Annotated in this window: 29 protein-coding genes, 1 pseudogene and 1 riboswitch; of the genes and pseudogenes, 18 read left to right on the forward strand and 12 right to left on the reverse strand. The window is 39.1% G+C overall.

Going from position 1 to position 24,061, the window contains the following annotated elements:
- Positions 1-11 precede the first annotated feature (11 nt).
- From BMY50_RS06430 to BMY50_RS06445, 4 genes are all read left to right on the forward strand, one after another.
- Positions 12-2,231: a molybdopterin oxidoreductase family protein gene (locus BMY50_RS06430; protein ID WP_093320524.1), complete on the forward strand. Its 2,220-nt coding sequence runs from the start codon at positions 12-14 to the stop codon at positions 2,229-2,231.
- Between the two features lie 61 nt (positions 2,232-2,292).
- Positions 2,293-2,862: a 4Fe-4S dicluster domain-containing protein gene (locus tag BMY50_RS06435; protein ID WP_093320529.1), complete on the forward strand. Its 570-nt coding sequence runs from the start codon at positions 2,293-2,295 to the stop codon at positions 2,860-2,862.
- A gap of 11 nt (positions 2,863-2,873) precedes the next feature.
- Positions 2,874-3,404, forward strand: coding sequence for a QcrA and Rieske domain-containing protein (locus BMY50_RS06440; protein ID WP_093320533.1), 531 nt, complete (start codon positions 2,874-2,876; stop codon positions 3,402-3,404).
- Between the two features lie 2 nt (positions 3,405-3,406).
- Entirely contained in the window at positions 3,407-3,655 is a 249-nt protein-coding gene (locus tag BMY50_RS06445) for a hypothetical protein (RefSeq protein ID WP_093320536.1), read from the forward strand.
- Between the two features lie 98 nt (positions 3,656-3,753).
- Positions 3,754-3,849: riboswitch (TPP riboswitch) on the reverse strand.
- A 136-nt stretch (positions 3,850-3,985) separates the two neighbouring features.
- Here the strand turns inward: BMY50_RS06445 and BMY50_RS06450 are convergent.
- Positions 3,986-5,143 carry a zinc-dependent alcohol dehydrogenase gene (locus tag BMY50_RS06450; protein ID WP_093320540.1) on the reverse strand — a complete coding sequence of 386 codons (1,158 nt, stop codon included), beginning with the start codon at positions 5,141-5,143 and terminating at the stop codon, positions 3,986-3,988.
- A gap of 41 nt (positions 5,144-5,184) precedes the next feature.
- Entirely contained in the window at positions 5,185-5,382 is a 198-nt protein-coding gene (locus BMY50_RS28420; RefSeq protein ID WP_238383682.1) for a hypothetical protein, read from the reverse strand.
- Between the two features lie 103 nt (positions 5,383-5,485).
- Between BMY50_RS28420 and BMY50_RS06460 the strand changes: the two genes are divergently transcribed.
- Positions 5,486-7,048: an FAD-dependent oxidoreductase gene (locus tag BMY50_RS06460; protein ID WP_093320547.1), complete on the forward strand. Its 1,563-nt coding sequence runs from the start codon at positions 5,486-5,488 to the stop codon at positions 7,046-7,048.
- Positions 7,049-7,091: 43 nt separating this feature from the next.
- Here BMY50_RS06460 and BMY50_RS06465 read toward each other — a convergent pair whose 3' ends face one another.
- Together BMY50_RS06465 and BMY50_RS06470 are read right to left on the reverse strand one after the other, a co-directional pair.
- Positions 7,092-7,361, reverse strand: a complete 270-nt coding sequence (locus BMY50_RS06465) for a YtxH domain-containing protein (RefSeq protein WP_093320551.1) — start codon at positions 7,359-7,361, stop codon at positions 7,092-7,094.
- Positions 7,362-7,567: 206 nt separating this feature from the next.
- Positions 7,568-7,801, reverse strand: coding sequence for a hypothetical protein (locus tag BMY50_RS06470; protein WP_093320555.1), 234 nt, complete (start codon positions 7,799-7,801; stop codon positions 7,568-7,570).
- A gap of 370 nt (positions 7,802-8,171) precedes the next feature.
- On the opposite strand from BMY50_RS06470, the gene BMY50_RS06475 reads away from it, so the two are divergent.
- A complete protein-coding gene (locus tag BMY50_RS06475) occupies positions 8,172-8,390 on the forward strand; it encodes a hypothetical protein (RefSeq protein WP_093320560.1) in 219 nt (72 codons plus the stop codon).
- 456 nt (positions 8,391-8,846) lie between these two features.
- On the forward strand, positions 8,847-9,032 hold the full coding sequence (locus BMY50_RS06480; protein ID WP_093320564.1) for a hypothetical protein: 186 nt from the start codon (positions 8,847-8,849) through the stop codon (positions 9,030-9,032).
- Here the strand turns inward: BMY50_RS06480 and BMY50_RS06485 are convergent.
- Complete coding sequence (locus BMY50_RS06485; RefSeq protein ID WP_093320568.1) at positions 9,025-9,312, reverse strand: hypothetical protein; 288 nt, start codon at positions 9,310-9,312, stop codon at positions 9,025-9,027. The two genes, BMY50_RS06480 and BMY50_RS06485, sit on opposite strands and share 8 nt — an antisense overlap.
- Positions 9,313-9,802: 490 nt before the next feature.
- On the opposite strand from BMY50_RS06485, the gene BMY50_RS28425 reads away from it, so the two are divergent.
- Positions 9,803-10,633, forward strand: a complete 831-nt coding sequence (locus tag BMY50_RS28425; RefSeq protein ID WP_238383683.1) for a SpoIIAA family protein — start codon at positions 9,803-9,805, stop codon at positions 10,631-10,633.
- Between the two features lie 27 nt (positions 10,634-10,660).
- On the opposite strand, the gene BMY50_RS06500 is transcribed toward BMY50_RS28425, so the two are convergent.
- The 5 genes from BMY50_RS06500 to BMY50_RS06520 all read right to left on the reverse strand — a co-directional run bounded on the left by BMY50_RS06500 (position 10,661) and on the right by BMY50_RS06520 (position 14,771).
- Positions 10,661-11,461: an SDR family NAD(P)-dependent oxidoreductase gene (locus BMY50_RS06500; protein WP_093320573.1), complete on the reverse strand. Its 801-nt coding sequence runs from the start codon at positions 11,459-11,461 to the stop codon at positions 10,661-10,663.
- A 286-nt stretch (positions 11,462-11,747) separates the two neighbouring features.
- Positions 11,748-12,110 carry a response regulator transcription factor gene (locus tag BMY50_RS06505; protein ID WP_093320576.1) on the reverse strand — a complete coding sequence of 121 codons (363 nt, stop codon included), beginning with the start codon at positions 12,108-12,110 and terminating at the stop codon, positions 11,748-11,750.
- A gap of 130 nt (positions 12,111-12,240) precedes the next feature.
- Entirely contained in the window at positions 12,241-12,984 is a 744-nt protein-coding gene (locus BMY50_RS06510) for an SDR family oxidoreductase (RefSeq protein WP_202907755.1), read from the reverse strand.
- A 178-nt stretch (positions 12,985-13,162) separates the two neighbouring features.
- Positions 13,163-14,335, reverse strand: a complete 1,173-nt coding sequence (locus tag BMY50_RS06515) for a PAS domain-containing sensor histidine kinase (protein WP_093320583.1) — start codon at positions 14,333-14,335, stop codon at positions 13,163-13,165.
- 223 nt (positions 14,336-14,558) lie between these two features.
- Positions 14,559-14,771: a hypothetical protein gene (locus BMY50_RS06520; protein WP_093320585.1), complete on the reverse strand. Its 213-nt coding sequence runs from the start codon at positions 14,769-14,771 to the stop codon at positions 14,559-14,561.
- Between the two features lie 153 nt (positions 14,772-14,924).
- On the opposite strand from BMY50_RS06520, the gene BMY50_RS06525 reads away from it, so the two are divergent.
- From BMY50_RS06525 to BMY50_RS06545, 5 genes are all read left to right on the forward strand, one after another.
- Positions 14,925-15,575, forward strand: coding sequence for a response regulator transcription factor (locus BMY50_RS06525; RefSeq protein WP_093320588.1), 651 nt, complete (start codon positions 14,925-14,927; stop codon positions 15,573-15,575).
- Positions 15,576-15,747: 172 nt separating this feature from the next.
- The gene (locus BMY50_RS06530) at positions 15,748-16,389 is read left to right on the forward strand and encodes a LuxR C-terminal-related transcriptional regulator (RefSeq protein ID WP_093320591.1); all 642 of its coding nucleotides are present in this window, start codon (positions 15,748-15,750) and stop codon (positions 16,387-16,389) included.
- A 55-nt stretch (positions 16,390-16,444) separates the two neighbouring features.
- Positions 16,445-16,945, forward strand: coding sequence for a GNAT family N-acetyltransferase (locus tag BMY50_RS06535; protein ID WP_093320594.1), 501 nt, complete (start codon positions 16,445-16,447; stop codon positions 16,943-16,945).
- A 315-nt stretch (positions 16,946-17,260) separates the two neighbouring features.
- Complete coding sequence (locus tag BMY50_RS06540; RefSeq protein ID WP_093320599.1) at positions 17,261-17,926, forward strand: DUF6766 family protein; 666 nt, start codon at positions 17,261-17,263, stop codon at positions 17,924-17,926.
- 66 nt (positions 17,927-17,992) lie between these two features.
- Positions 17,993-18,226 carry a hypothetical protein gene (locus BMY50_RS06545; RefSeq protein ID WP_093320604.1) on the forward strand — a complete coding sequence of 78 codons (234 nt, stop codon included), beginning with the start codon at positions 17,993-17,995 and terminating at the stop codon, positions 18,224-18,226.
- A gap of 90 nt (positions 18,227-18,316) precedes the next feature.
- Here the strand turns inward: BMY50_RS06545 and BMY50_RS06550 are convergent, their stop codons facing one another.
- Positions 18,317-18,835 (reverse strand): ferritin-like domain-containing protein, encoded by a 519-nt coding sequence (locus BMY50_RS06550; protein WP_093320609.1) that lies wholly within the window; start codon positions 18,833-18,835, stop codon positions 18,317-18,319.
- 373 nt (positions 18,836-19,208) lie between these two features.
- Between BMY50_RS06550 and BMY50_RS06555 the strand changes: the two genes are divergently transcribed.
- From BMY50_RS06555 to BMY50_RS06575, 3 genes are all read left to right on the forward strand, one after another.
- Positions 19,209-19,607, forward strand: coding sequence for an SPW repeat domain-containing protein (locus BMY50_RS06555; RefSeq protein WP_093320613.1), 399 nt, complete (start codon positions 19,209-19,211; stop codon positions 19,605-19,607).
- A 202-nt stretch (positions 19,608-19,809) separates the two neighbouring features.
- On the forward strand, positions 19,810-20,694 hold the full coding sequence (locus BMY50_RS06565; protein WP_093320625.1) for an SDR family oxidoreductase: 885 nt from the start codon (positions 19,810-19,812) through the stop codon (positions 20,692-20,694).
- Between the two features lie 663 nt (positions 20,695-21,357).
- Positions 21,358-21,732 carry a terminase gpP N-terminus-related DNA-binding protein gene (locus tag BMY50_RS06575; RefSeq protein WP_093320635.1) on the forward strand — a complete coding sequence of 125 codons (375 nt, stop codon included), beginning with the start codon at positions 21,358-21,360 and terminating at the stop codon, positions 21,730-21,732.
- Position 21,733: 1 nt separating this feature from the next.
- On the opposite strand, the pseudogene BMY50_RS28715 reads toward BMY50_RS06575, so the two are convergent.
- Positions 21,734-21,895: pseudogene (locus BMY50_RS28715) on the reverse strand (LytTR family transcriptional regulator DNA-binding domain-containing protein); the annotation flags it as partial.
- Between the two features lie 153 nt (positions 21,896-22,048).
- Between BMY50_RS28715 and BMY50_RS06585 the strand changes: the two are divergent.
- Together BMY50_RS06585 and BMY50_RS06590 are read left to right on the forward strand one after the other, a co-directional pair.
- On the forward strand, positions 22,049-22,417 hold the full coding sequence (locus BMY50_RS06585) for a response regulator (RefSeq protein ID WP_093320641.1): 369 nt from the start codon (positions 22,049-22,051) through the stop codon (positions 22,415-22,417).
- 137 nt (positions 22,418-22,554) lie between these two features.
- Complete coding sequence (locus BMY50_RS06590) at positions 22,555-24,060, forward strand: GAF domain-containing protein (RefSeq protein ID WP_093320646.1); 1,506 nt, start codon at positions 22,555-22,557, stop codon at positions 24,058-24,060.
- The last annotated feature ends 1 nt before the right edge of the window (position 24,061 follow it).

Genomic DNA, 24,061 nt, shown 5'->3' on the forward strand with positions numbered 1-24,061 from the left:
AATATAAAAAAATGGCAAAACTTCCAGTATCTGTCGATCAAATTATAGAAAAATATGGCCCACATAAAGCTTATGCTCCAAAAGCAGGCTTTTACGGATCCCATGAACCCGATAAATTAGTAAAAACCCATTGCTGTTATTGTGGTATGCAATGTGGTATTCAGCTGAAAGTAAAAGACAATAAGATTGCTGGCTTTGAACCTTGGATGGAATTTCCGTTCAATGAAGGCAGATTGTGTCCAAAAGGAGTTGAGCGTTATTTACAGAACAACCACCCCGATAGACTTTTAGATCCAATAGCAAGAGTAGAGGGTAAAGGTTTTGAACCGGTTACATGGGATTATGCCATGAATAAGACCATCAGCGAGATAGAAAGAATTCAAGCGAAATATGGCAGGGATGCCTTTGCCATGCTCAGTGGCGTTTCCCTTACTAACGAGAAAAGCTACATGATAGGAAAATTTGCACGGGTAGCTTTGAAAACCGCAAATCTCGACTATAATGGACGCCTCTGTATGGTAAGTGCCGGCGGAGGTAACAAAAAAGCGTTTGGATTAGATAGGTCTTCAAACAGTTGGGCAGATCTGGCCCATGCTGAAGTTATCATTGTAGCCGGAGCCAACATAAGTGAAACATTCCCTACCCTTACACATTACATCTGGCAGGCAAGAGATAATGGGGCAAAACTAATTGTTGTAGATCCGCGCGTAATTCCATTAGCAAGAACCGCTGATCTACATTTGCCCATACGCCCTGGTGGCGATTCAGCATTATTTGCTGCAATGCTTAAAATCCTAGTAGACAATGATTGGCTTGATCATGACTTTATCGAGAGTTACACCTCCGGCTTTCAAGAAACGATAGATGCCGTAAAGGATTACGATTTAGACTGGGCCGAAGAACACACAGGGATACCAAAGCAGAAAATTTTAGAAGCTGCAACGCTTTGGGGAAAAGCAAAAACAAGCTTTCTTCTTCATGCCCGCGGTATAGAGCACCACACAAAAGGTGTAGAAAATGTGCTGAGTTGCATTAATTTGGTGCTTGCAACAGGACGTATAGGAAAGCCTTACTGTGGGTATGGTACCATAACGGGCCAAGGGAACGGTCAGGGCGGTAGAGAACACGGGCACAAATGTGATCAACTACCAGGAAATCGCGATATCACGAACCCCGAACATCGCCAATATATTGCCGAAGTTTGGGGAATTGACGAAAAAGATATGCCTGGAAAGGGCTTAACTGCTTATGAACAGATTGAAGCTATTCATAGAGGTGAGATAAAAGGATTAATTTCCATATGCTTTAATCCTTTAGTGTCTTTACCCAATAACAATTTCGTTCGCGAGGCCCTCGAAAAGCTCGAATTTTATATATGCATCGATAGCTTTCTTTCTGAAACAGCTCGTCATGCAGATATTGTGCTGGCGGGGTCATTACATGAGGAAGAAGAAGGCACGGTAACAACGGCTGAAGGAAGAGTGGTAAAAATAAATGAAGCTATTACGCCACCTGGAAATGCGAGACGAGATGGGCAAATTTTAATGGAACTTGCCAAGCGCCTTGGGGTGGAAAACAAATTTAATTACGCGACTAGTGAAGACATTTTTAACGAGCTAAGGGTTGCCTCTAAAGGGGGAACTGCTGACTATTTTGGTATCACATACCAAAAAGTAGTAGATAATATGGGTATTTTTTGGCCCTGTCCGTCTTTAGATCATCCAGGAACACCGCGCTTATGGGAGGATCGCAAATTTAAAACACCCGACGGAAAAGCACACTTCAATCCAGTTAGGTATCGACCTGCCTCTGAAGTTACCGATAAGGATTATCCCGTAGTTCTAACTACAGGCAGGGTAGTTTCTCAGTATCTAAGCGGAACTTCCACCCGCAGAATTGGTAAGTTGGTAGATCAATATCCTGAACCTTTACTGGAGATACACCCGAAGCTTGCTTTTCAATACGGTATAAAAGATCGGGATCTCATCACGGTAAAAACAAGACGCGGAGAAGCCGAGTTTCCTGCACAAGTAGTAGAAACTATTCGAGCCGATACTGTTTTTATCCCGTATCACTGGGGAGGGGTACATGCAGCTAATCAGTTGACTATTGGAAATCTGGACCCCATATCAAAAATTCCAGAATTTAAAGTATGCGCCTGTCAATTAATACCGACAGGTAAGGTCGCTTCAGCATTGACAACTAAAAATGCCTACCAGAGTGGGGTATAAAATAATTATTACAAGAAATTACTAGAGTAGAAATTGAAGTTTAATTTACAAAAAAACGATTATGCCGGAAACAAATTATGATCAGGAAATGGCCTTCTTTGTAGATATGCAACGCTGCATAGGATGCCACGCATGTGAAATGGCTTGCGCAGAATGCGAAACAAATGGGCAGGAAAGTATGATACATGTAAATTATGTTAACCGCGCGGTAAGCGTCCAAACTACGGTACAAGTATGCATGCACTGTGAAAATCCTGCCTGTGCTAATGTATGCCCCGCAGATGCTATTCATCAAGATGATTTTGGCGTGGTGCATTCCTCTAATACATCGAGGTGCATAGGTTGTTCGAATTGTGTGCTGGCATGTCCATTTGGCGTGCCAAAGAAAATGGAAGAAGCCGAATTGATGATGAAATGCAACATGTGTTACGATAGAACCAGTGCTGGAAAAAAACCGATGTGTGCTACCGTATGCCCCAGTCAGGCACTATATTATGGAACAAGAGAAGAAATCGAAAGAATGCGTCCTAACAGTGTCCCCGTTAACTCCTTTAAATTCGGAAATCAGGAAGTTAAAACGAAGGTAAGCATCATGATGCCTAAGGGAACGCATCAATTAGTGATAGCCTAATTTTATACATTATGGCCCATAAAGATCCTTATGATGGTGGGGAAAACACCCCTAGCTGGAAAAGCGACTTTCCATTTCAAGCTAAAAAGGCAACTCACGTAGGGCGTCGGGAGTTCGCCAAATTTTTAGCCTTGTTCTCCGGTGCACTTGCCCTTACAAATGGTGCAATTGTAATAAAATCACTCACTTTCCCCACAAAACCTTTGGAAGGTGAACATTTTATTTGCAATGAAAGTGATGTAGCTGTAGGAAGTATGCTTCAATTTGATATTCAAGGAAGTAAGGTCATCCCCTATATTCTTATTCACTTAAAAGCAAACGAGTGGAGGGCATTTGAACAGAAATGTACACATCTTACGTGTGCTGTGAGATTCCGGGAAGATCTTCAAAAAATAGAATGCCCCTGCCATCATGGTTTTTTTAGTCCGGATACAGGAGAGGTGCTACAAGGACCTCCACCTAGGCCACTCCCTCAATTGGAAGTTGTAATTAAGGACGGTAAAGTATTTGTTAAAGAAAACGAGCAAAAAAATAAGGTATAAAAATGAGTGATTTCAGAACATCTCAAAACGAAGCGCATCCGAACAAAACCAATTCATTAATGACCGGAATCATTGTATTGCTTATCTTGTTTGTTAGCATTCAGATCTGGTTTTTGTTTGGTGCCCTTAACAATGCATTGCAAGACAACCTCTATTTTGCATTAACTACTTTTATAGGTTCTCTCCTATTAGCTGCAGCATCTTTTTGGATTTTACGCTATTTACCTGATCCTTTAAAAAATAAAAAATAATATTTTAGTTCATCCAGAACGGAACCGCAAGAATGCATGCGGATATTGGGTTTATCGTCGATATTATTAATAAAGACGGCCTTGGTTTTAACCAGGGCCGCCAAGAAGCTTTCTATTCCTTCGCTGGCATTATCCAGAGCAGGTAATATGGGTTTGTTCTCAGATCTCATTAGAAACCACCCCATAAAAAACTTCTATATTGATAACACTAGTAATACGCGTTTGTTTTTAAAAAAATATTTTTTTTTATAACGTCCTAAAAAAGATATACGCTGTTCACTTTCTTGTGTGTTGAAAGCTCTTCCTTTACTTAGAATAACGCGTACTATATTAAGGTTTCAATACTACTTTTACGCAGTCGTCTTCCTTTTCATCAAAAAGTTTATAGCCTTGAGCAACCTCACTCAGGGGCAACGTATGTGTAATGATGTCGTCCAATATCACCTTTTCCTCTTTCACTAACTCAATAAGATGATCGATGTAATTTAATACCGGTGCTTGTCCCTGCCTGATAGTAAGCCCCTTGTCAAAAATGCGGTGCAAAGGAAAGTTATCATATGGACTACCGTACACGCCCACAATAGATACCGTTCCACTTCTTCGTACTGCCTGAAAACAAAGATCCAGCACTTTTATGCTTCCCTTTTCAAAATTGATCGTTGCCTTCACTTTATCCATGAGTGTACGCTCGGGCTCAAAACCTACAGCGTCTACACATACATCTGCCCCCCGTCCGTTCGTCATATCACGAATCGCTTCAATTACATCAACCTTGTGCGGATTCAATGTTTCTACCTTATTTACCATACGGGCTTTTTCGAGGCGGTAATCCAGCGGATCAATTGCTATTACTCTACTTGCTCCACGAATCCAAGCGGCTTTTTGGGCCATTAAACCCACCGGACCCGAACCAAAAACAGCAACCACTTCTCCCCCTTTGAGCTGTGCCCAATCAATGGCAGACCACCCCGTAGGAAAGATGTCGGTTAAGAATAGTGCCTGTTCATCGCTCAGATTATTTGGTACTATACGCGGACTGATATCTGCATATGGAACACGTACGTATTCTGCCTGGCCACCAGCATAACCACCGTATAAGTCCGTGTAGCCAAACAGCGCCGCCCCCTTTTGGTCCATTAAATCACCATTAGGCCCATAGTGTTTATAATTTGAATTTTCGCAACTAGGTGATGCGCCATGGTTACAAAAGAAACAATGCCCACAGGCAATTGGAAAAGGTACCACTACACGGTCTCCTCTTTTGAGATTTTTAACAGATGGGCCAATCTCTTCTACGACACCCATAAATTCATGCCCCATAACCATGTCCGTTTTTTGCGGCACAGCTCCGCTTAAAATATGCAGATCCGAACCACAAATAGCTGTAGATGTAATACGCAGGATAACATCCCCCGCTTTTTCAATACGTGGATCATCCACATTGTCATAACTGATGTCTCCCGGTTTGTGAAATACTGCTGCTTTCATAGTATATGTTTTTATTAGATTACATTATGTTTAGTCAAAGCTCACATTCCAATAACCCTACCGCCTTTAAAACGGCTATTGTATTTTACATTTTTTTTAGCTGTATACTTGCATGGTACATCACCGGTAAACTTATTGTTGATTATTTTCGCAAAAGAAGCGTAGTTTTTAACATTGGCAAGCTTTTTTCTATGTCCTGTTTTAACTATAGTATACTTTCTTAATAAGTTCAACATCATTTTCTTTATTAGGCACTTAGCAGCATTAAGCCTGTTCCTCTCTCGTGGCATGGTTTTTCGATTTTTTCTAAAACAATTTCGCTAATACTCATTTTACACCTATATGGCAACGACTCAAAGTTCAAGTTTTCATTTACGTGATGGCAATACACAAAGCCCATGGCAGATTAATCCTCTTAGTGAGGCGTTGGCTTCCAAAAATGACCCGCCAGATACCTCCCGTATCTACGACGCTATAATCATTGGAGCCGGGATAACAGGTATAACAACATCCTTATTGCTTCAAAAGACAGGTAAAAGGTGCCTACTAATTGATGGGCAACAGTTCGGTTTTGGTACAACCGGTGGTACCAGTGCACATTTGAATACGTTTTTTGACGCCACCTACCCAGAGATTGAACGTGATTTTGGCAAAGAGGCTGCAGCCCTCACTGCAAAGGCAGGCAAGGAAGTAATCGCTTTTATCGCAGCGCTTATAAAAGACTATCAGATAGATTGTGATTTTGATTATAAAGATGCCTATCTATTTTCCGAAACCGAAAAAGAAAGCAAACAATTAAGAGCAATTTTAGCGTGTTCGCAAAGAGCTGGGATCGCAGTGGAAGAAGCAAGCGAAAATGGGGTACCCATTCCGTACGATCAGGCCATTTTGTTTAAACAGCAAGGACAGTTTCATCCAATAAAATATACTAGTAAACTTTTGGAAGCATACTTGGAACTCGGCGGCGATTTAATGGAGAACACCTTTATCATTAAAAATAGTTTCGATGGCAAATGCCATATAGCCGAAAGCGCTACAGCTATCTTTAAAGGCCACGCTATTGTTTATGCTACGCACATTCCTCCCGGTATTAACCAGTTTAACTTCCGTTGCGCCGCATATCGGAGTTATGTATTGGGTGTCAGATTAAAAGATGATAATTATCCATCTGCATTAATCTATGATATGCAGGAGCCTTATCATTATTTTAGAACACATCATATTGACGGACAAGATTATCTTATTGTAGGAGGCGAAGACCATAAAACTGGCCATGGCGATCCTGAAGTAGCTTTTAAAAGATTAGAGGATTACGTACGGAGATATTATGCGATTGCTTCTGTAGATTACCGCTGGTCTGCTCAATATTATATACCTGTAGACGGACTACCCTATATTGGCCAGTTTCCTAACAATGCTCCCGGTGTTTACATCGCTACCGGGTTCAATGGCAACGGAATGATTTTCGGGACACTATCTGCAAAAATTATAAGTGATTTAATTTTAAAGCATGAAAATTCCTATGGTTCACTTTTTAATCCGTCACGAATGAAACCTATTGCAGGGTTTTCTGAGTTTCTTAAGGAGAACACAGATGCAGCCTATCACTTTATAGCAGATCGGTTTACTACAAAAGAAATAGAAACTGCCCACGCAATTGCATCGGGTGAAGGGATGGTTGTAGACTATCAAGGACAGAAACTGGCACTATATAAAGACGAAACCGGCCATATCACCGCATTGAATCCGACCTGTACGCATGCAGGTTGCATTGTAACTTATAATTCAGCAGAAAAGAGCTGGGATTGCCCATGCCATGGAGGGCGTTATGATTTGCAAGGCCATGTAATTACCGGACCACCGTTAAAAAATCTTGAAAAAATCAGCCTTGAGAACGACGACTGATAGTTATCCATTTACATTGAAATATATATTGGCTTACATGATTTTAAATCCAAATATGCTCATCGCTTATTTTTTCGATTTCCACCCGACCTTTCAATTTAGCGTCAACGGCATATAACACCTCTCCTTTCCACCTTTTGAAACGCATGATCTGTTTTCCCGTTTCTCCCTTAATCCCCTGAGCAAATCCTCGCAGGGAATGATCCACCCTTTCTCTCGTATCCTTTCCGCGTAGAGGCGTAAATAATACGGTAATAACCAGTCCAGTAATAAAGCCTCCAAAAAATGTAATTAGTTTGCTCGTATCGTTCATTGTTTAAATAAATAAGTATTATCCGTTTATAAAACAGCATTTGACGTATACTGTTTGCTTTTCTGGCTCAACTTGCTGTAACTGTCTGTTTTTCTTTTCATTCATATTGCTAGTAACAATCGATTCATCTTCCGCTAGAGCAGCAACGCTGTATTGCAAACCCAGCACGATCGAAGTGCTGGGCTTTTAGTGCCTCCATATTGAATTTAGTCATGGCCTTGGGTTTTTACGATCTTATTATAGATACCCAGTAAAAGAAATGGTGCTGCCCATTGTCCAACAAATAGCGCTGTATGTTTACTCCCTGCGCATTTTAGTGCAAGCGATATCCCCATGGACGCTACTGCAGCTCCTAAAAAAACTACCGATGGTACTTTACCTGTTACGTTTTCGATCATTTCAGTTTTGTGCCCTTCATTGGGCGATGTTAAATTGCTCATAATAAACTATTTTTATTTATAAATTAATTTATGGTGTTAACAGCGTTTCGTCGGTCCGTTTTATCATATTACTTATTTACCTTCAGAAATGCGGCCAACTTTAATAGGATAGGCCAAAATCCGCGCTGCATTTGTTTGTGATTTTTATTGTGCCTACAAATACCAAGTAAATGAGGGTCAAAAAGTGCCAATTCTAATAGGGCAATTAATATTCCATAAAGTATGGTCTGATTTTATGTGTGTGCTAAATTGTCTACTGCTTGTAGGATAAAGCGATGTTGATGTAAAGAAATGAAGACAGGCCCCAAGGAACACGCGTGTTAACCATAGTTTTAATCACACAATTTTTCGTTATAGCTGTTTTAAAATAATGAAACATAGAAATTTAAGCATGAAATTAGTTACAATATTTGCGGCCTTCGCGCTTGCAGGGTCACTCTACGGCTGTGGCTGTGATAGCCAGTCGCCAGACGATGTAGAAGAACAGTTTGACGCCGATACGATAGACGCGCCAAAAGAAGGTGACTCAACACTTAGTGAAAAGATGTACCCGATGCAGACCGATAGTTTGCAGGACAGCTTAAAATAATAATTTGTTAAAATATGGTAACCCCTTCCAAGTTATGGGTATTGGAAGTTGGCAATTTGCCGTCGGGTTACCAAGTTTTATGAAGTCGTTTCTTTAATTATTTTGATATTTTTGCGTCTTCGTTCATCGTTAAGTGATCTATAAATCCTTATTTACTATCTGTGCATACAAATTCCTTACCTAAGCATTTACATTCTAAAAACCGTAAACAAATTTACGTGGAAATGCATTATATATAAATTTTTCAACCATTCCAGCTTAAATTTTGCTTTCATGATTATTTGGCTCAATTTTAACTGTGTACTAAATTTTATGAGCGCTGTACCCCTTTTTATTCTTGGCGTGAAATGATCTTTTCTTTAAAATATTGAACTCCACTTTTTTGAAATATTATAGTGATATATCTTCTCGTTTTAAACCTTTCTTCCTGTCACCTGTTATTCAATAAAAGGGAATATGGATTACATCACAATAAAAGATAATCAAGATTTTTACGAAGTAGTGCTAAAAACCAGTAAAGGTGAATTAGTGAAATTATTGGTAAATAAAGAGGAGGATACTATACAAGTTGTTCGTGAGCACGACCAGTTGATGGAGGCATTACAGATCAATGAATCTTCACTGGAGATTATTATCAGATAGAAAAGGCTTCCGGCGCATTTGGATTATTCTCCGGAAGTTTTTTGTTACTATTAGCGAAGTTGATACGCTTTTCTACCTCTTCTTTTACATCACCTGCATCTTGCCATTTAGCAAGATCCGCATATAAAAAGTCCATACTGTAGTGTATGTCATCCCGCTCCCAGCGAAGGCGCAGGTATTCTTCACTTTCCGTAATCGAAATTGGTTGCTGATCGTCAAAACGATTTCGACATAGAGCACGAACCTCTTCCTTTGCTTGCTTTAAATTTGAATGTGTCATATGCGCTTCTCATAGGTATTTCCTTATAAAGACACAAGTATTAGTCCCATATTCAAGAAACAGAATAGGATGAGCCGAATATTACTTAGATAGCGTTATTTAAATAGATTATTCAGTAATATATTCTTGGCAACGTTTTATAGGTGTACTAAATAAAGCATAGTATTGTCTATATTTCTATAAGCAGATGTATCAATAACGTAGATATAACGCCATTCATTAGCGGTTATATTCTGCCTCCGAAACTTCAGTAGTAAAATACATCGTGGCATTGAATATGCCTTCAATTCATAAAGATTTTCCTTTAATAATTTAATACGCAATTTATGTACACATTAGGAATTAACGCTGTATTCATGATTCGGCAGCTTGTCTTATTAAAGACGGCAAATTATTAGCCGCTGCAGAAGACGAACGTTTAGCAAATTAAAAGAAAAGCAAACAGGCCTATAAAAGGGTTGTTAATAAGACACATCTATTATTGAAAATTATGTTGACGCAATTAACAAAATTACCAGCACACGTTTTTGCTGTAAAAGCAACCGATAAGGTTACAGGAGAAGAACTTAAAGATGTATTAATACCAGGTCTGCAACGTTTGGTAGATAAATATGGAGAGATTTACTATCTACTTGTATTAGACACAAAAGTGAAAAACTTCACAACAGGAGCCTGGCTTCAGGATTTGATAGCGGGGATAAAACATTTCAAAAAATGGACACGTATTGCAGTGGTTACAGATGAGGCGAATGTAGAAAAGTTTACGAATATGTTCAATTATCTGGCACCTGGTAATGCAAAAGGGTTTAAGCATGACCAATTAAAGCAGGCAATTAGCTGGGTAAGCCAAAGAACCAAAGCTGAAGGTAAAACTATTACCGGACTAGCGGCCGGCCTGGTCGGCGCTATTGCATTAAATGTGGTACATGAAACCCTAAAAAGAAGAATGGCTCATGCGCCAAGAATTGATCAGTTAGGTAAAGAAGCAATAGCTAAGTCTACAGATAAATTAGCCAACTACAAGCCCAGTGAAAAGAACTTGTATGCAGCAAGTCTCGCTTCGGATCTTGTGAGTAATTCGTTGTTTTATAGTTTGATCCCCTCTACCGATAAAAATGTACTTTGGGCAAAAAGTATTGTATATGGATTAGGTGCGGGCCTAGGAGCTGTTATTTTACCTGCTAAATTTGGGTTGAATGATCGGGGCGTAACTAAAACAACACAAACAAAAGGACTGACGATTGCTTACTATCTCTTTGGGGCGCTTGTGACGGCCGCTAGCTTTTCTATCCTGAAAAAATTGTCGAATAAAAGCTATTAATATCAGCTTGGTTACTTTTTACTTGCGTTAGTCATTTTTTTTATCTACGGGAGCCTGCGTCTCGCCCATCTTGTCGGTGATGGCACTGTCTGGTGTGATATTGCCCATCGCCACTTGCATTTTATTTTTAAAGCCTGATATGACCATATCTTTACCCGCCATCAGGGCATCATAACCATCCTTTGCCACTTCGGCAGGATCTGCCATTTCACCTTCCTGCACAATTTTGGAAGCCTGCATCTCCGCTTTGTTAAAGAAATCTGTATCTGTAGCCCCCGGTAAAAGCGAAGTAATCGTCACGCCGGAACCCTTTACTTCACTACGCACTGCTTCGCTAAAAAAGTGCACAAATGCTTTCGTTCCATGATAAACCGCTTGATAAGGACCTGGAATCTTTCCTGCGATAGAAGAAAGATTTAGAATCTTTCCTTCACCCTTCAACACCATATCTCTTAAGAACATCTTCGTTAATGCAATACATGCGGAAATATTCAATTGAACAATGTCAAGCTCCTTCTGTAAATCGGTTTCGATAAACTCGCCATATACCCCTTGCCCTGCATCATTCACTAAAATATTTACCGCAATATCCTGCAACCTGATTTCATCGTAAATTTCAAGAGGTGCCTGCCTGTCGAAAAGATCCTTCGAAATGGTAATAACGTCCACGCCATATCTGCTAAGCTCCGCTCCTACCTTTTCCAAATCATCCAGGCTTCTTGCTATCAATATTAAATTATGGCCATCTTCGGCAAATAGCTTCGCAAGTTCGTATCCAATACCACTTGTGGCGCCCGTTATCAAGGTATAATTTTTTGATGTTTCCATGGGTTCTATAATTTATTTGTTATTATCCTTTCAACTATCCTACCCAAATAGCCCATTAAAATAATTACAGAAAATTTTGGTGTGGAAGAGCATAAAACTGTGTTTTTTCTAAAAAAAGTACGTCATGCAACGGGATGGAAATTTTGGCCCAGTTTTAATGGTGTCCTAAATCCTATTTAGCTTTGTATAGGTGGTTACGATTCATTTGTTTCTACTAGGCGGAGTGACCGACGTAAAATAGTAGGGTTACGGCGGCTATTGGATGGAAGAAATAAAAGCTAGACCCTTATGCACTCAAATGAAATTCTATCTGCTTTAATAAATCCGTTAGATCAAATGGCTTATTTATAAAATGCTGTGCGTTCACTTCGTTCAGTGTTGCCCGTGAGTGGGATACAGCAGACATCAAGATCACGGGTATGTGACTATTAGAAGGGTTGGCTTTTATAGTCCGACAAACCTCCAGGCCGGTTCCGTCAGGTAACATAATATCAAGAAGAAATAAATCTGGCAGTTCGAACGGTAATGCGTCATTGAATTCAACGACCCTTGCATATGTTTTGACCTCATAGCCAGATTCTGAGAGAAAGTATGCAATTATTTCTCTGATGTCATCATCATCTTCTAGGATAAATATGCACTTCTTCATAACTATAAATTGTTTTATATCAAATTATCTTATAATCCAATATACGATAAATATACATAAGAGGTTTGCTTTCAACGTTGATACCGAGCCATAGCCTTCAATGAAAGACAAAATTCGCACCGGCGGCGTCTTAAATAAGTTGAAAGGAGGCTCTCAGTTTTATTTCCACAACGTCACATCTTTTTGGTTGCATCAATGCATAATAAATACTTGCTGCTATATCTTCTGCCTTTAATACCGCTATCTTTTCAACGTTTTCCATCTGCTCAATAATTGGTAACTCTTCGATATCACTTCCCACCGCATCGGACTCAATAAAGGTAACTTTTATCCCTTTCGTATTGATCTCCTTCCCTAGCGCCAAAGAAAATCCCTCAATGCCCGATTTAGTCGCTACAAGAACAGCGCTACTTCGTTCTTTTTCAGTCATAGCGCCAATATTGACGATATGGCCACTGCCTTTGGCAGCCATTCGTTTAACGGCCTCATGGGCATAGGCCATGTAGACAAATAAGTTGGTATTTAACAGGTATTGCCATTCGTCATAATCCTCTTCTATAATAGTGTTATAGGGTAAACCCGCATTATTCACTAAGATGTCAATAGGGCCTAAAATGCGGTCTACTTCTTCGAATACACTTTTAATATCAGCATCTTCGGCAGCATCGGCCAATATGCCGTATATCGTTCCATCAGGAAATTTCATGCTGATTTGATTTAACGCATCGTCGAGTTCAGGCAGCTGTCTACCAAAAATCATTACTGTTGCCTTATTCTCCACTAATAATGCTGCCGTTGCACGCCCAATTTCTGTGGTACCTTCCGTAACTAAAACAGCCTTGCCCGCGAGCGTTGTTAAATCTGAATACATCATACGTAAATTACTTAGCATTTTATTTCAGACCGAGCAATTTCCACGCCCCTTTCTAGTTACCTAATATTTTAATATTAGTTCAAAAAAAAGATGTATAAAAAATAATGTTGACAGCATTTCAACATTTCTCTAATTAGGGCAATCTGATAGCAGTCTGTATCTCAAAGCGAGACACAGCTTATAGCACTTTTGGGATGCTAAAATAAAACGAACATCCAATGTCGTCTTCACATGTTAACCACATGCGTCCTCCATGGCGTTTTATGATCTCACACGAAACGTATAGACCAACCCCCATTCCAGAAGTATGATTTTCATGTTCAGGAACCCGGAAGAACCGGGTAAATATTTTTTTATGGTATTTAACCGGAATGCCTTTCCCCCTGTCTTTCACCATCACAATAAAGGAAGAAGAATTTTCTTTTAAGACGACTGTAATCTTGCTTTTTTGAGGCGAATACTTGATGGAATTGGTTAATAGATTAATGATAACCTGCTCGATGCGAATTCTGTCGGCTGTTACCAAGGTTTCCGAACAGCAGTTTTCATAGATGATTTCATGTGAATTGAAAATCATGTAGATGTTATGAATACATTCGGATAAAAGTTTATCCAAGTTAAAGAATGTTGGTTTAATCAGTAATTTACCATTTTCCAGCTTAGATACGTCCAAAAGTTCCCCTACTAAATCATAGAGCTTGTCAATCTGCTGCATGGCTTTCTTTTTCATGTATTTACGATGCTCTTCATCCTTTTTTAAATCCATGCTCTGCATATACCATTTTAAAACGGTTAAAGGTGTTTTCAATTCATGACTGGCGGTTATCAAAAAGTCATCCTTGAATTTATTGAGTGCTTCCAAGCGGTTATTATAGATTTCTAACTGCTGATTTAACTGTACCTGTAGCGTAATATCACGTACTATTTTGGAAGCGCCAATGATTTCGCCCTGACTATTCTTTAGCGGAGATATGGTTAAAGAAACAGGAATTTCCGTACCATTTGCATGTACTCTAACTGTTTCGAAGTGATGAACATGTTCCCCCCTGCTAATTTTCTCGACCATACGAAGTTGTTCTTCTAATCGAGCGGGTGGAACAAGCACCTGAATAGGCCGTCCCAACATGTCCTGTTCTTTATAACCGAACATTTTTTCGGCTGCTTTATTCCAACTTAGCACACGGCCATCTAAAGTTTTACTGATAATAGCATCATCCGAGGAATCTACAATGGCTGATAAAGTAGCTCTTCTTATTTCTTCCTGCTCGTTGTCTTCCCTCATCCTAATATCGATGGTATCAGCAGGTTCATCCTGTCCATATTTTTCTAACCGTTTGGCATCTTTTTCCATGTTTTTTTCAGCGTTAAACTAAATTTTGCTTACTAATTTTCCAACATTTCGTGTTAAAAAATGTTTGTGTATGGATAAAATTGTGAATAAGTAAAAAAACCACTCAAGATACTCGTTTAAACAGCCTTAGGCTGGTATCTGGCCTACCTTAAAACTAATTTTTTTAAATAAACGAGCTAAATTGAGCATAATTTGAGAAAAAGAGAATAAATGAGAAATGTAATTACTCATTACTATCTTTAGATTCATTATCATTTTGCCAGTCTTCCGTATTCTTGGGCAGGTCGTTGAGTTGGTCTTGCTGAGAATCTATACCACCTTCATAGGAAAGATCGCGGTCTTTCCGTTCCCCCTTATCTTCAGTTTTTTGCGCCTCCTTTTTTTTAAATGGTTTATCTCGCAGCGGAGATAAGCGCCTTTCTTTGCGTATAGCCATGTCTTTATAAGTATTTCAAATTCGAAAAATAACTAAATTGTACGAACACAAATCGTTCCAATTCCTGCTATCGCATTGCTTCATAAACTCCTCTTGAAAGTGAACAATTACGCTTTATTGCTGTTAGCTTATGTAAAATAGCGATTTTATCATATGATCAATATTATTTTGGTTGATGACCATTATATTGTAAGACAGGGTGTACGAACACTTTTGGAAACAGAATCTGATTTAACCATAATCGGCGAAACAGATCAGCAAAGCGAGTTAATTCAACTACTTGAAAGTGATCAACCGATTGATGTGATTATGATGGATATCACAATGCCCGGAGTGGATGGAATTACCCTAACTACAGCGATCAAAAGTGCACGCCCCCAGCTGCATATCATTATATTATCGATGATGGATCATGTAAAGTACGTAACGCAGGCTTTCGAGGCAGGGGCAGATGCTTACCTCGTTAAAAACGTTAGTCGGGACGAGCTCTTATTTGCCATCAAACATGTAGCGGAGGGTAACCAATACATCTGTTCAGAAATCAGCATGAAGCTACTTTCGCAAGCTACTAACACTTATAAGCAACCACTTGCGGTGGAGGTCCTTGATCTGCATATCAATAACAGAGAAATGGAAGTGCTCGCCTTAACAGCCGATGGCTTCACCAATCAGGAAATTGCCGAACGACTATTTACCAGTAAACGTACAGTTGAAGGTTACCGACAGAGCCTCATTGAAAAAACGGGTGTACGTAATTCTGCAGCGCTGGTTAAATTCGCTTTCCAAAACGGTTTATTAACTTAATGTTTTCCGTAACAGCTAAGGATCTTACGTATTAAAATTGCGTATTTACCGAACCCTCAAAACAGTATATCTACTGCTTTCGTATTTTTCTCGATAACTACCTTTGTTATTGTCAGATCGTTACTACCGTAACAAGCAGGTAATTAATCCAATACATTATAACACATATAATATGAAAACCAAATTTGTAATTGCTGACAATAACCCCATCCGTCGAGATGGTATCCGTGCCATCTTAGAACAGGAAAATTTTGAGGTAACCTATACACAAAGCTGCCTGGAATCTTTGGAAGAACACTTAGGAGCAGCAGATATTGTTATTTGGGGTGCTGATGCGCAATCTCCCATCAACAGTAATGTGATACGAACACTTCGGGATATTGCGCCCGACATTAAAGTGATGGTATTAGATAGCGATAATGGCTTATCCCCCGCCATAAAAGCTATTGGTGCAGGGGCTAATGGCTATATCACCCAAGGTGCTCAACGAGAAGAATTTCTTTTCGGTATTAACTATGTGTTGAAGGGTAAGAACTACATTGATCCTACATTAACGATACGCCTCTTTAATAAGCTTACGGATTTTGAAGATCATCTCACAACACTCAATACAAATTTTGAACTATCTGACAGGGAGAACGAAATTCTGGATCTGATGGTTTGTGGATATGCCAATAAAGAAATTGCCTATAAGTTATTTACAACCAAGCGCAATATTGAGAACCTACGGCAAAACCTGATTGTTAAAACGGGGGCAAAAGATAATTTAAGCTTAATTCTTTATAGATTACATAAAGAGTTTATAAGGGATTAGCTAAAAATTTCCTGTAACATCTATCATCTATATATAATAAATTAAATTCTTATTTATGAAAAACCACCATGATCAAAGCATCGTTTTGAAAAAACTCTGCCTAACTGATGCGGAAGAATTCTTCCATTTGCACAGGCAGCCTGCCGTCTTTGGAACGTATATGCAGGAACTTAACATGAACGAAGAGGAAAAGCCTTTGGATTTCACGAAAAGACTTCTTTGGCTAAGCAAGGGAATTTACTCCATTCGATTAACAGACAAACCCGAATTAATCATCGGCTCCGCACTCATTTATAAAGGAGGGAGCGAAAAGAATGAATTTTATTTTGGAGGTACCTTGCTACCGAATTACCATGGCAAAGGTATTCTATTGAAAGCTTTTGACCAAATTATTGAGCTTGCTAAATACTGTTATGGCATACCAGAAGTAAAGGTATTTCTTAATGTTGTAAGCAAACAGGCAAATAGCACCATGGATAAATTAGGTTTCGTTAAGCTTTCCAAACAGAACGATCTCCTATATTATAAAAGCCTCTGGAAACACAGAATTGCATAGTTTAAACGAGCAAAGCTCTTAAGCCTGCGCGTATAACACGCTGACAGTTTAACTGTTTCTGCCATCTCCATCCACATATGTTAAAGAGAAACAGAAAAATAGCAGTATTTGCGGGCGTTCTTTTGTTTATAGGTTTCATGTATATCCGGCTGGCTTACATAACCATAAGCCAGGAGATCAGTGTTTATATGATTGGGATGGGTTTCCTCTTAATAGCTGTGGCAATAAGCCTTTTCATTCTTAAAATTTAAAAAGTCGCCATAAAAGTTTTTCAAACTTTTATGGCGACCAGCAGTTCTTAATAAAAAACCTATTATGACAAAAAATAAAAAGACCAGCTTTTTATATAGAAATAGTCTTTCTATTGTATTTTTAGTTTTCTTTTTCGGCGCCTTACTTGCCCAAGCTTATTTTGGATGGAAAGAGCATAACCAAGAAATAGCTGAGTTTGGTGCTCCGCCATTAGGCTTATATGCTTACCTCAAAAGCGGTCATTTTATTTCAGCAACTTTTGAAAATTTTCAGAGTGAGTTTTTACAAATGGCGATGTATGTGATATTAACCGTATTTTTAAGGCAAATAGGCTCAGCTGAATCAAAAGGTATTGATACGGAAGAGGACGTAGATAGAGAGCCGATGCCCGGGCCCCATGCTCCTGCACCAGTAAATAAAGGTGGATGGCGTTTAGCCCTCTATAAACACTCGTTATCAATCGCTTTTATTATACTTTTTATATTGAGCTGGCTAGGTCACTTGTACGGAAGCTTTAAAGACTATAACGTTGAACAACAGTTGAAACACGAACAAGTACTTGCGATAAGTGAATTTTTAAAAGAACCGATCTTTTGGTTTGAAACGTTTCAAAATTGGCAAAGCGAATTTTTATCGGTTGCTTCTATTGTGATTCTCACTATCTTTTTAAGGCAAAAAGGATCGCCCGAGTCGAAGCCGGTAGACACCCCACACCTGGAAAACGGATAGGTGATTGCGATCCCTTGGCAGGAAGACAATGGATCAATAAAATACTAATGATTAAAAATTTCAATCATGAAAAACGAACAAGAAATTCTGGAGGTAACAAACATCCAGTATTCGAAAAAAGAATTGGCCTACGGTGCGTTGGAGCTCAACATAAATGGCCATATTGACAATGAATATTATGAGACCACTATTGTTATTCAATGTCCATTAGATGAAAATTCAGAAAATTTCAACAACTTATTAAAGGATGCTTTGGTGAAAGCGCGTGCGCGAACATCGCGATTAAAAGAGGGGTCCTAAATAAACAAGGTGTCAAAACCTAAGCTATCCGGCAAAAAAAAGCCCTGATCTGCAAGGAGCAGACCAAGGCTACACAAACTAAATAAACAACTATTGCGCTACATTAGCTTCCGACATAGCAATCTCTGTAAGTTTTACATCCGTCTCTTTCTCTTCATTCAATGTCGTGGTTAATATCTCTTCGGCTTCCGCATGTTCCATTAACTTAGCGTAGGTTACTAAGCAGCCATAACTAGCAATTTCGTAATGTTCTACTTTTTGGGCAGCGGAAATAAGCGCTGCATCTAAAGCTTCACTACCGTCAAACTCTTCTATAATTTCTTCTGCTTCATTCAACAAGCCTTCCATTGCCTTGCATTTCTTACCCCTTGCTGTTAAGCCAATTGATTCAAAGACTTTCTTTAGACGTTCTGCGTGTTCTTCTGTTTGGGCAAGGTGTTCTTCGAAAGCTGTTTTTAACATCTCATTAGTAGCTTTCCCAGCCATTTTCTTCAATCCCTTTAGCAGCTGTTTTTCAGCTCCTAAAATATCTCTTAGCTCGTCTACAAATAATTCATGTAAATGCGCGTTCGGCATGTTGTCGTTGCTGTTTTTTTTTGTGTTTGCCATGATTTTTATTTTTAATTAGTGTTCAATAATTATTAGCTAGTCGATTGTTATGAAACCATCATAAGCAATCTGTATGACTGTTTGCAGTATCTGCTGCTTACGTTATTAATACATGTTCTGTGCCTGATTACTGATTATCAGCTACGGTATGGCAATTTGTACCCTAAATAAGATTAATAAGCGTCTATTTCCAGTTAAATAAATTTTTAAAGCAATATGGATGCTTTTGGCAAGATTTTTTCTATGTCCGTTTTTATATATAGCAGGTTAGTCTTTTAGGTGCACTATAGTTTTATGTCAAGAAAAAAAACGCGTTTCGCGCTGTATAAACGCTTGGCATGATATTGTGTCGATATAACCTAAACACGCTATTATGTTAGTTAAACTTCTTCCACGGACGCTCCATGCACTTCTAGATTACATGGCGGCTTTATTGCTATTAATTGCTCCATGGGTGTTTCATTTTAACCACGAACGCCCGGCTATTGCCTTGAGTATACTTTTTGGCGTTACGATCTTGGTGATGTCTCTTCTCACGAACTATGAAGGTGGAATACGAAAAACCATCCCTATGGATGTCCATTTGTATGCGGATGTATTTGGCGGTGCTTTCTTAGCACTTTCGCCATGGCTTCTATTTTTTTCTGAGACGACATACGTTTTTCACCTAAGTATGGGCTTGGGTTTAGTATTGTCGGGTTTACTCACCAAGCGAGAATCGCAACGAATCTATATGCCGAAACCTGGTGATCGACATATATATCACGGCTAAAACCAAAATAAAGTTGCCTGATGCCTAATTATTTGAAATATGCAGCGAGATTCTTGATCCATATCGTTGATGTTGATCAAAAATGTAATTACAACAAAGCAGATTTAATATTTGGAACAAAACAAAAAATTGTTTTTATCATAAAGCGTTACCAAAGCGGACGCGATTTTTCACTAAGTATTATTAACAAAAATTTAAAACAATGACACAATTTAAAAATCCTCATACCAAATACCCTGTTCCCCCCTTTCCAAAACAAGAACAAAAAGTTCCGGGTACAGAGGCCGAAATGAAACCTAAAGCCGATCATGGCGAGGAAACTTATACCGGCGCAGAAAAGTTAAAGGGTGCAAAAGCTATCATTACCGGAGCCGATTCCGGTATCGGACGTGCTATCGCGATTGCCTACGCCCGGGAAGGAGCTGATGTAATCATCAATTATGGTTATGATATAGAAGATAAAGATGCGGAAGAAACTGTTCGTTGGGTCGAAAAGGAAGGACGTAAAGCGATCCTCTCGAAAGGAGATCTGAGAGATGAAAATTATTGTAATGAATTAATAGATATCGCTATTCGGGAATTTGGCAAGATTGATATACTGGTCAATAATGCTGCCTATCAGATGGCTCATAAGTCGCTTGAAGAGATTACCTCTAAAGAATGGGACCGTACGTTCGAGACAAATATCAGAAGCATGTTTTATTTGAGTAAAGCCGTAGTACCTTACATGAAACCGGGAAGCTCTATCATCAATACGGCATCGGTAAATTCATATAACCCAAATGCAGTGTTGTTAGACTATGCAGCAACAAAAGGAGCCATCCAGAATTTTACGGCTAACCTTGCGCAGATGCTAATGGAGCAGGACAAGGGTATACGGGTCAATGCTGTTGCGCCCGGCCCGGTCTGGACACCTCTTATTCCATCAACAATGCCCGAACCGGAAAACTTCGGAAAAGACAGCCCTATAAAACGTCCGGCACAACCTGCAGAGCTCGCACCGGCCTATGTTTTCCTAGCTTCGGAGGATAGCAGCTATATTGCCGGAGCAACGATTGCCGTAACCGGTGGAAAGGTAGCTTTTTAACGGGGAGAAGATCAATGAATGAGCGTACTAATATTATCATATGATGTTAACTGTGCCAGGATAGCGAAATGATGTATTGCAACACTCGATATTTAGTTTACGAATACGACAAGCGATGTATAAGACACCGAGAATGACACAAAAACGGCCGCTCTTGCCAAGCAAGGAAATAATGCAGTTTCAACGAGCAGTTAAATTCATAAAAACGAGCCGAAGTTTAATGCTCATACTAGTTACTAGCTGTTTATTTGCGTGTAACTCCGCGCGCTACTTGCTGGAAGATAAGGAAAAAGCAACATTAGTGAAGACAAATGCTGGCAATAAACAGGTTAAAGAATTTGGAATACGGATATTAAACAACTAATCTAAAAGTTTTAGGGTTTTCGCTCTAAAAAATCCATTCTTTTTCGCAGCAAATTGTAATTCGCTTCTCAGCCATTTCTTTCCTGATTTGAATTTAAATCGCTTAGTCGATTATTATACAGTACCTCCTCTGGGAAAGGGTTAATTTTTAGTTTTGATACTTGAAAGACAACTAGCCTAAGCGCTTTTTTTAATCCAAATTGTTAAAAGCATCGTATATTCTAATAAGATAGAATAGCAAAGGTAAAATTGGAAGAATTTTTTCCAAGACATCACTGATACGAATTAGCATAAAAGATTATGGAAAAGCACTATGGAGAAATTATTGAAATGGTTGTAAGACGTAACGGTTACAGCATAAGCGAATTAGCACGGTCACTGCGTTTAAACAGAAGATCCATTTATAACTGGTTTAGTAGACCGAAGCTTAGGGTAGAGATTATTTTCAATTTGGGCTGTGCATTGAGATATGATTTTTCAAGAGAATTTCCGGAATTATTTTCATCAGAAGATTTTAGCAAGGTACTTTATAAAAATAAATTAAATAACATAACGTTTTTCACGGAAGAAGAGGAAAGGGCAAATTATTGGAGAAATAAATACGTTAACATGCTGGAGGAATATAATCAAATGTTGTCGACTGTAGAAACGGATTCAAATTTAAAATATTCATGAATCAATAGTCTATTTCAATCGTGGATGCAGTAAAGGAAACAATCTTCTCTATTGCGATAATGAACGATCGGTGAATACGTAGAAATTGGTCATCCGGTAGTTTTGTTTCTAAATATGTTATACGCTGATTGGTCAGGATTTCAACATTGGTCGTTATTAGCTTTACATAATCACTAAAAGGCGTTTGTCGTGCTCCACTGGGCTAGCACGCAAACTACAAAAAACCCTTCCTTTGTAACTTTTTAACAGTTTTTATTAAAAAAAAATAAAATTCGCCTTATTTTCACTCCCTAATTAAATATGCAAGGTTTAATCTATGGCGAAAAGAATACTCATCTTGGATGATGATGAAGATATTTTATATTTCTGTACCGAAATTTTTGAAGCATTGGATTTTGATGTCAAATCTGTTTCTCATACGGAAGATATTCTGAAAACGGTTGCAGACAGCCGTCCAGATATCATACTTATTGATAACTGGATGCCTGGGATACAGGGAAAAGATGCTACCAAAACATTGAAGTCAGCGGACCGCTTCAAAGAAATTCCTGTCGTGCTTTTCTCTGCGGGAAATAATTTGGAGCAAATTGCTAAGAGCGCAGGTGCAGACGCTTTCCTCGAGAAACCCTTCGATATCAGTACACTGGAAAATCTGATACTGGATTTGTTGAAACGCAAGCAATAGTCAAATTGCTGATATTGCCTCTTTTTTTCGTGTCTTTTCTACAAAAAAAATGTGCGTTCACAACATTTTTGAAATATAGCTGTTAATTTACAGAAAAAAAGGAGGCGGCTACGTAAATAGTTGCCATTTAAGTATAGATGATAGTTAAAAATTACGATGCAGAATTCTGCGGAAAAATTCCGATACACCACATAAATCTGATCCAACCACATGGCTATTTGCTCGTGTTAGACCGAAACGATCAGCGCATTGTACAGTTGAGTGAAAATATTCAGTCTTTATTTGGGAAAACGCCGGAGGAAATAATCGGTACTAACTTTAGCGAATGGATAGCAGAACCACTCGATTTAACAAAGCTCAGCACAAATGCCAATAGTCACCAGAAAACTCCCTATTACTTAACCATCTATGAACAGCGCTGTCTAGCCTTGGTTCAGGCCAAAGAAAAATATCTTATTGTTGAGCTTACCGCTGCTTCAGGAGATCGCAGAGATTTTTTGGAGATCTATCAAACCTTAACCTATTATTTTTCGGTTATTGAAGAGGCTAATGATCTGCCATCGCTCTTAAAGGCGACAGTCGAACAAATCAGGCTCGTCTCAGGCTTTGATCGGGTTATGATTTATCAATTCGACGAAAATTGGAACGGTAAAGTAATTGCCGAGGTTAATCACACGGGTAAAACAGACTATCTTGGACAACAGTTTCCCCCATCGGATATCCCTAAGACGGCACGGGATCTATATCAACGAAACCCCTATCGGTTAATTCCTACATCGCGTTATGAGCCCGTAAAGCTTTATCCTATCGTAAATCCAATCACGCTCTCCTTTATGGATTTATCAGATTGCCACTTGCGTAGCGTTCCAAAAGTACACTTAGAGTATTTACAGAATATGGGTGTAGACGCCAGCATGTCTGTACGTATTTTAATAGATAACCGTCTTTGGGGCTTGATCTCGTTTCACCACAACACACCGAAGTATCCTGATTTTGAACTTTGTTCTCAGCTACAGCTCTTAGCCGAGTTTTTCACGCGGCAACTTGCCAATCTGCTGAACAAGGAACATTTTGATTTGAGCCGCGAGATCTCGATGCATAAAAACGCCTTGCTGAATGATTTATATGAAAAAGAAAGTTTGGAGGAGGCGCTATTGAATCAACAAGAACATTTATTAAAACTTTTTGCTTGCGATGGTGCTGCGCTCATTTTTCAGAATAAACTGCACCTCCTGGGTAAAGTGCCAGACGACGAGCATATACAAAACTTTGTGTTTTGGCTGCAGGAAAAGAATGTTGACCGTGTTTTTGCTGTAAACAACCTAAGCGATCTGTTTGAAGAAGCAAAGGCATTCGCTTCGGTCGCCAGTGGCATGCTTGTCATTGAAATCGACAAGGATCACGGAAATTACCTTATCTGTTTCCGGCCAGAACATCCGTACACCATCAACTGGGGTGGTAACCCCAATGAAGCACTACAGTTTGAATCAGATAAAAAAAATTATCATCCGAGAAATTCTTTTGTCATTTGGCGACAGCAAATACAACATACCTCCCTCGCATGGAAAAATGAAGAACTGCTGGCCGCTTCTGATCTCCGCCACTACCTTTTTGAACATCTACGTCGGCATCCCTTGGATTAAA

It is taken from the genome of Olivibacter domesticus, assembly GCF_900109575.1.
GTDB lineage: Bacteria > Bacteroidota > Bacteroidia > Sphingobacteriales > Sphingobacteriaceae > Olivibacter > Olivibacter domesticus.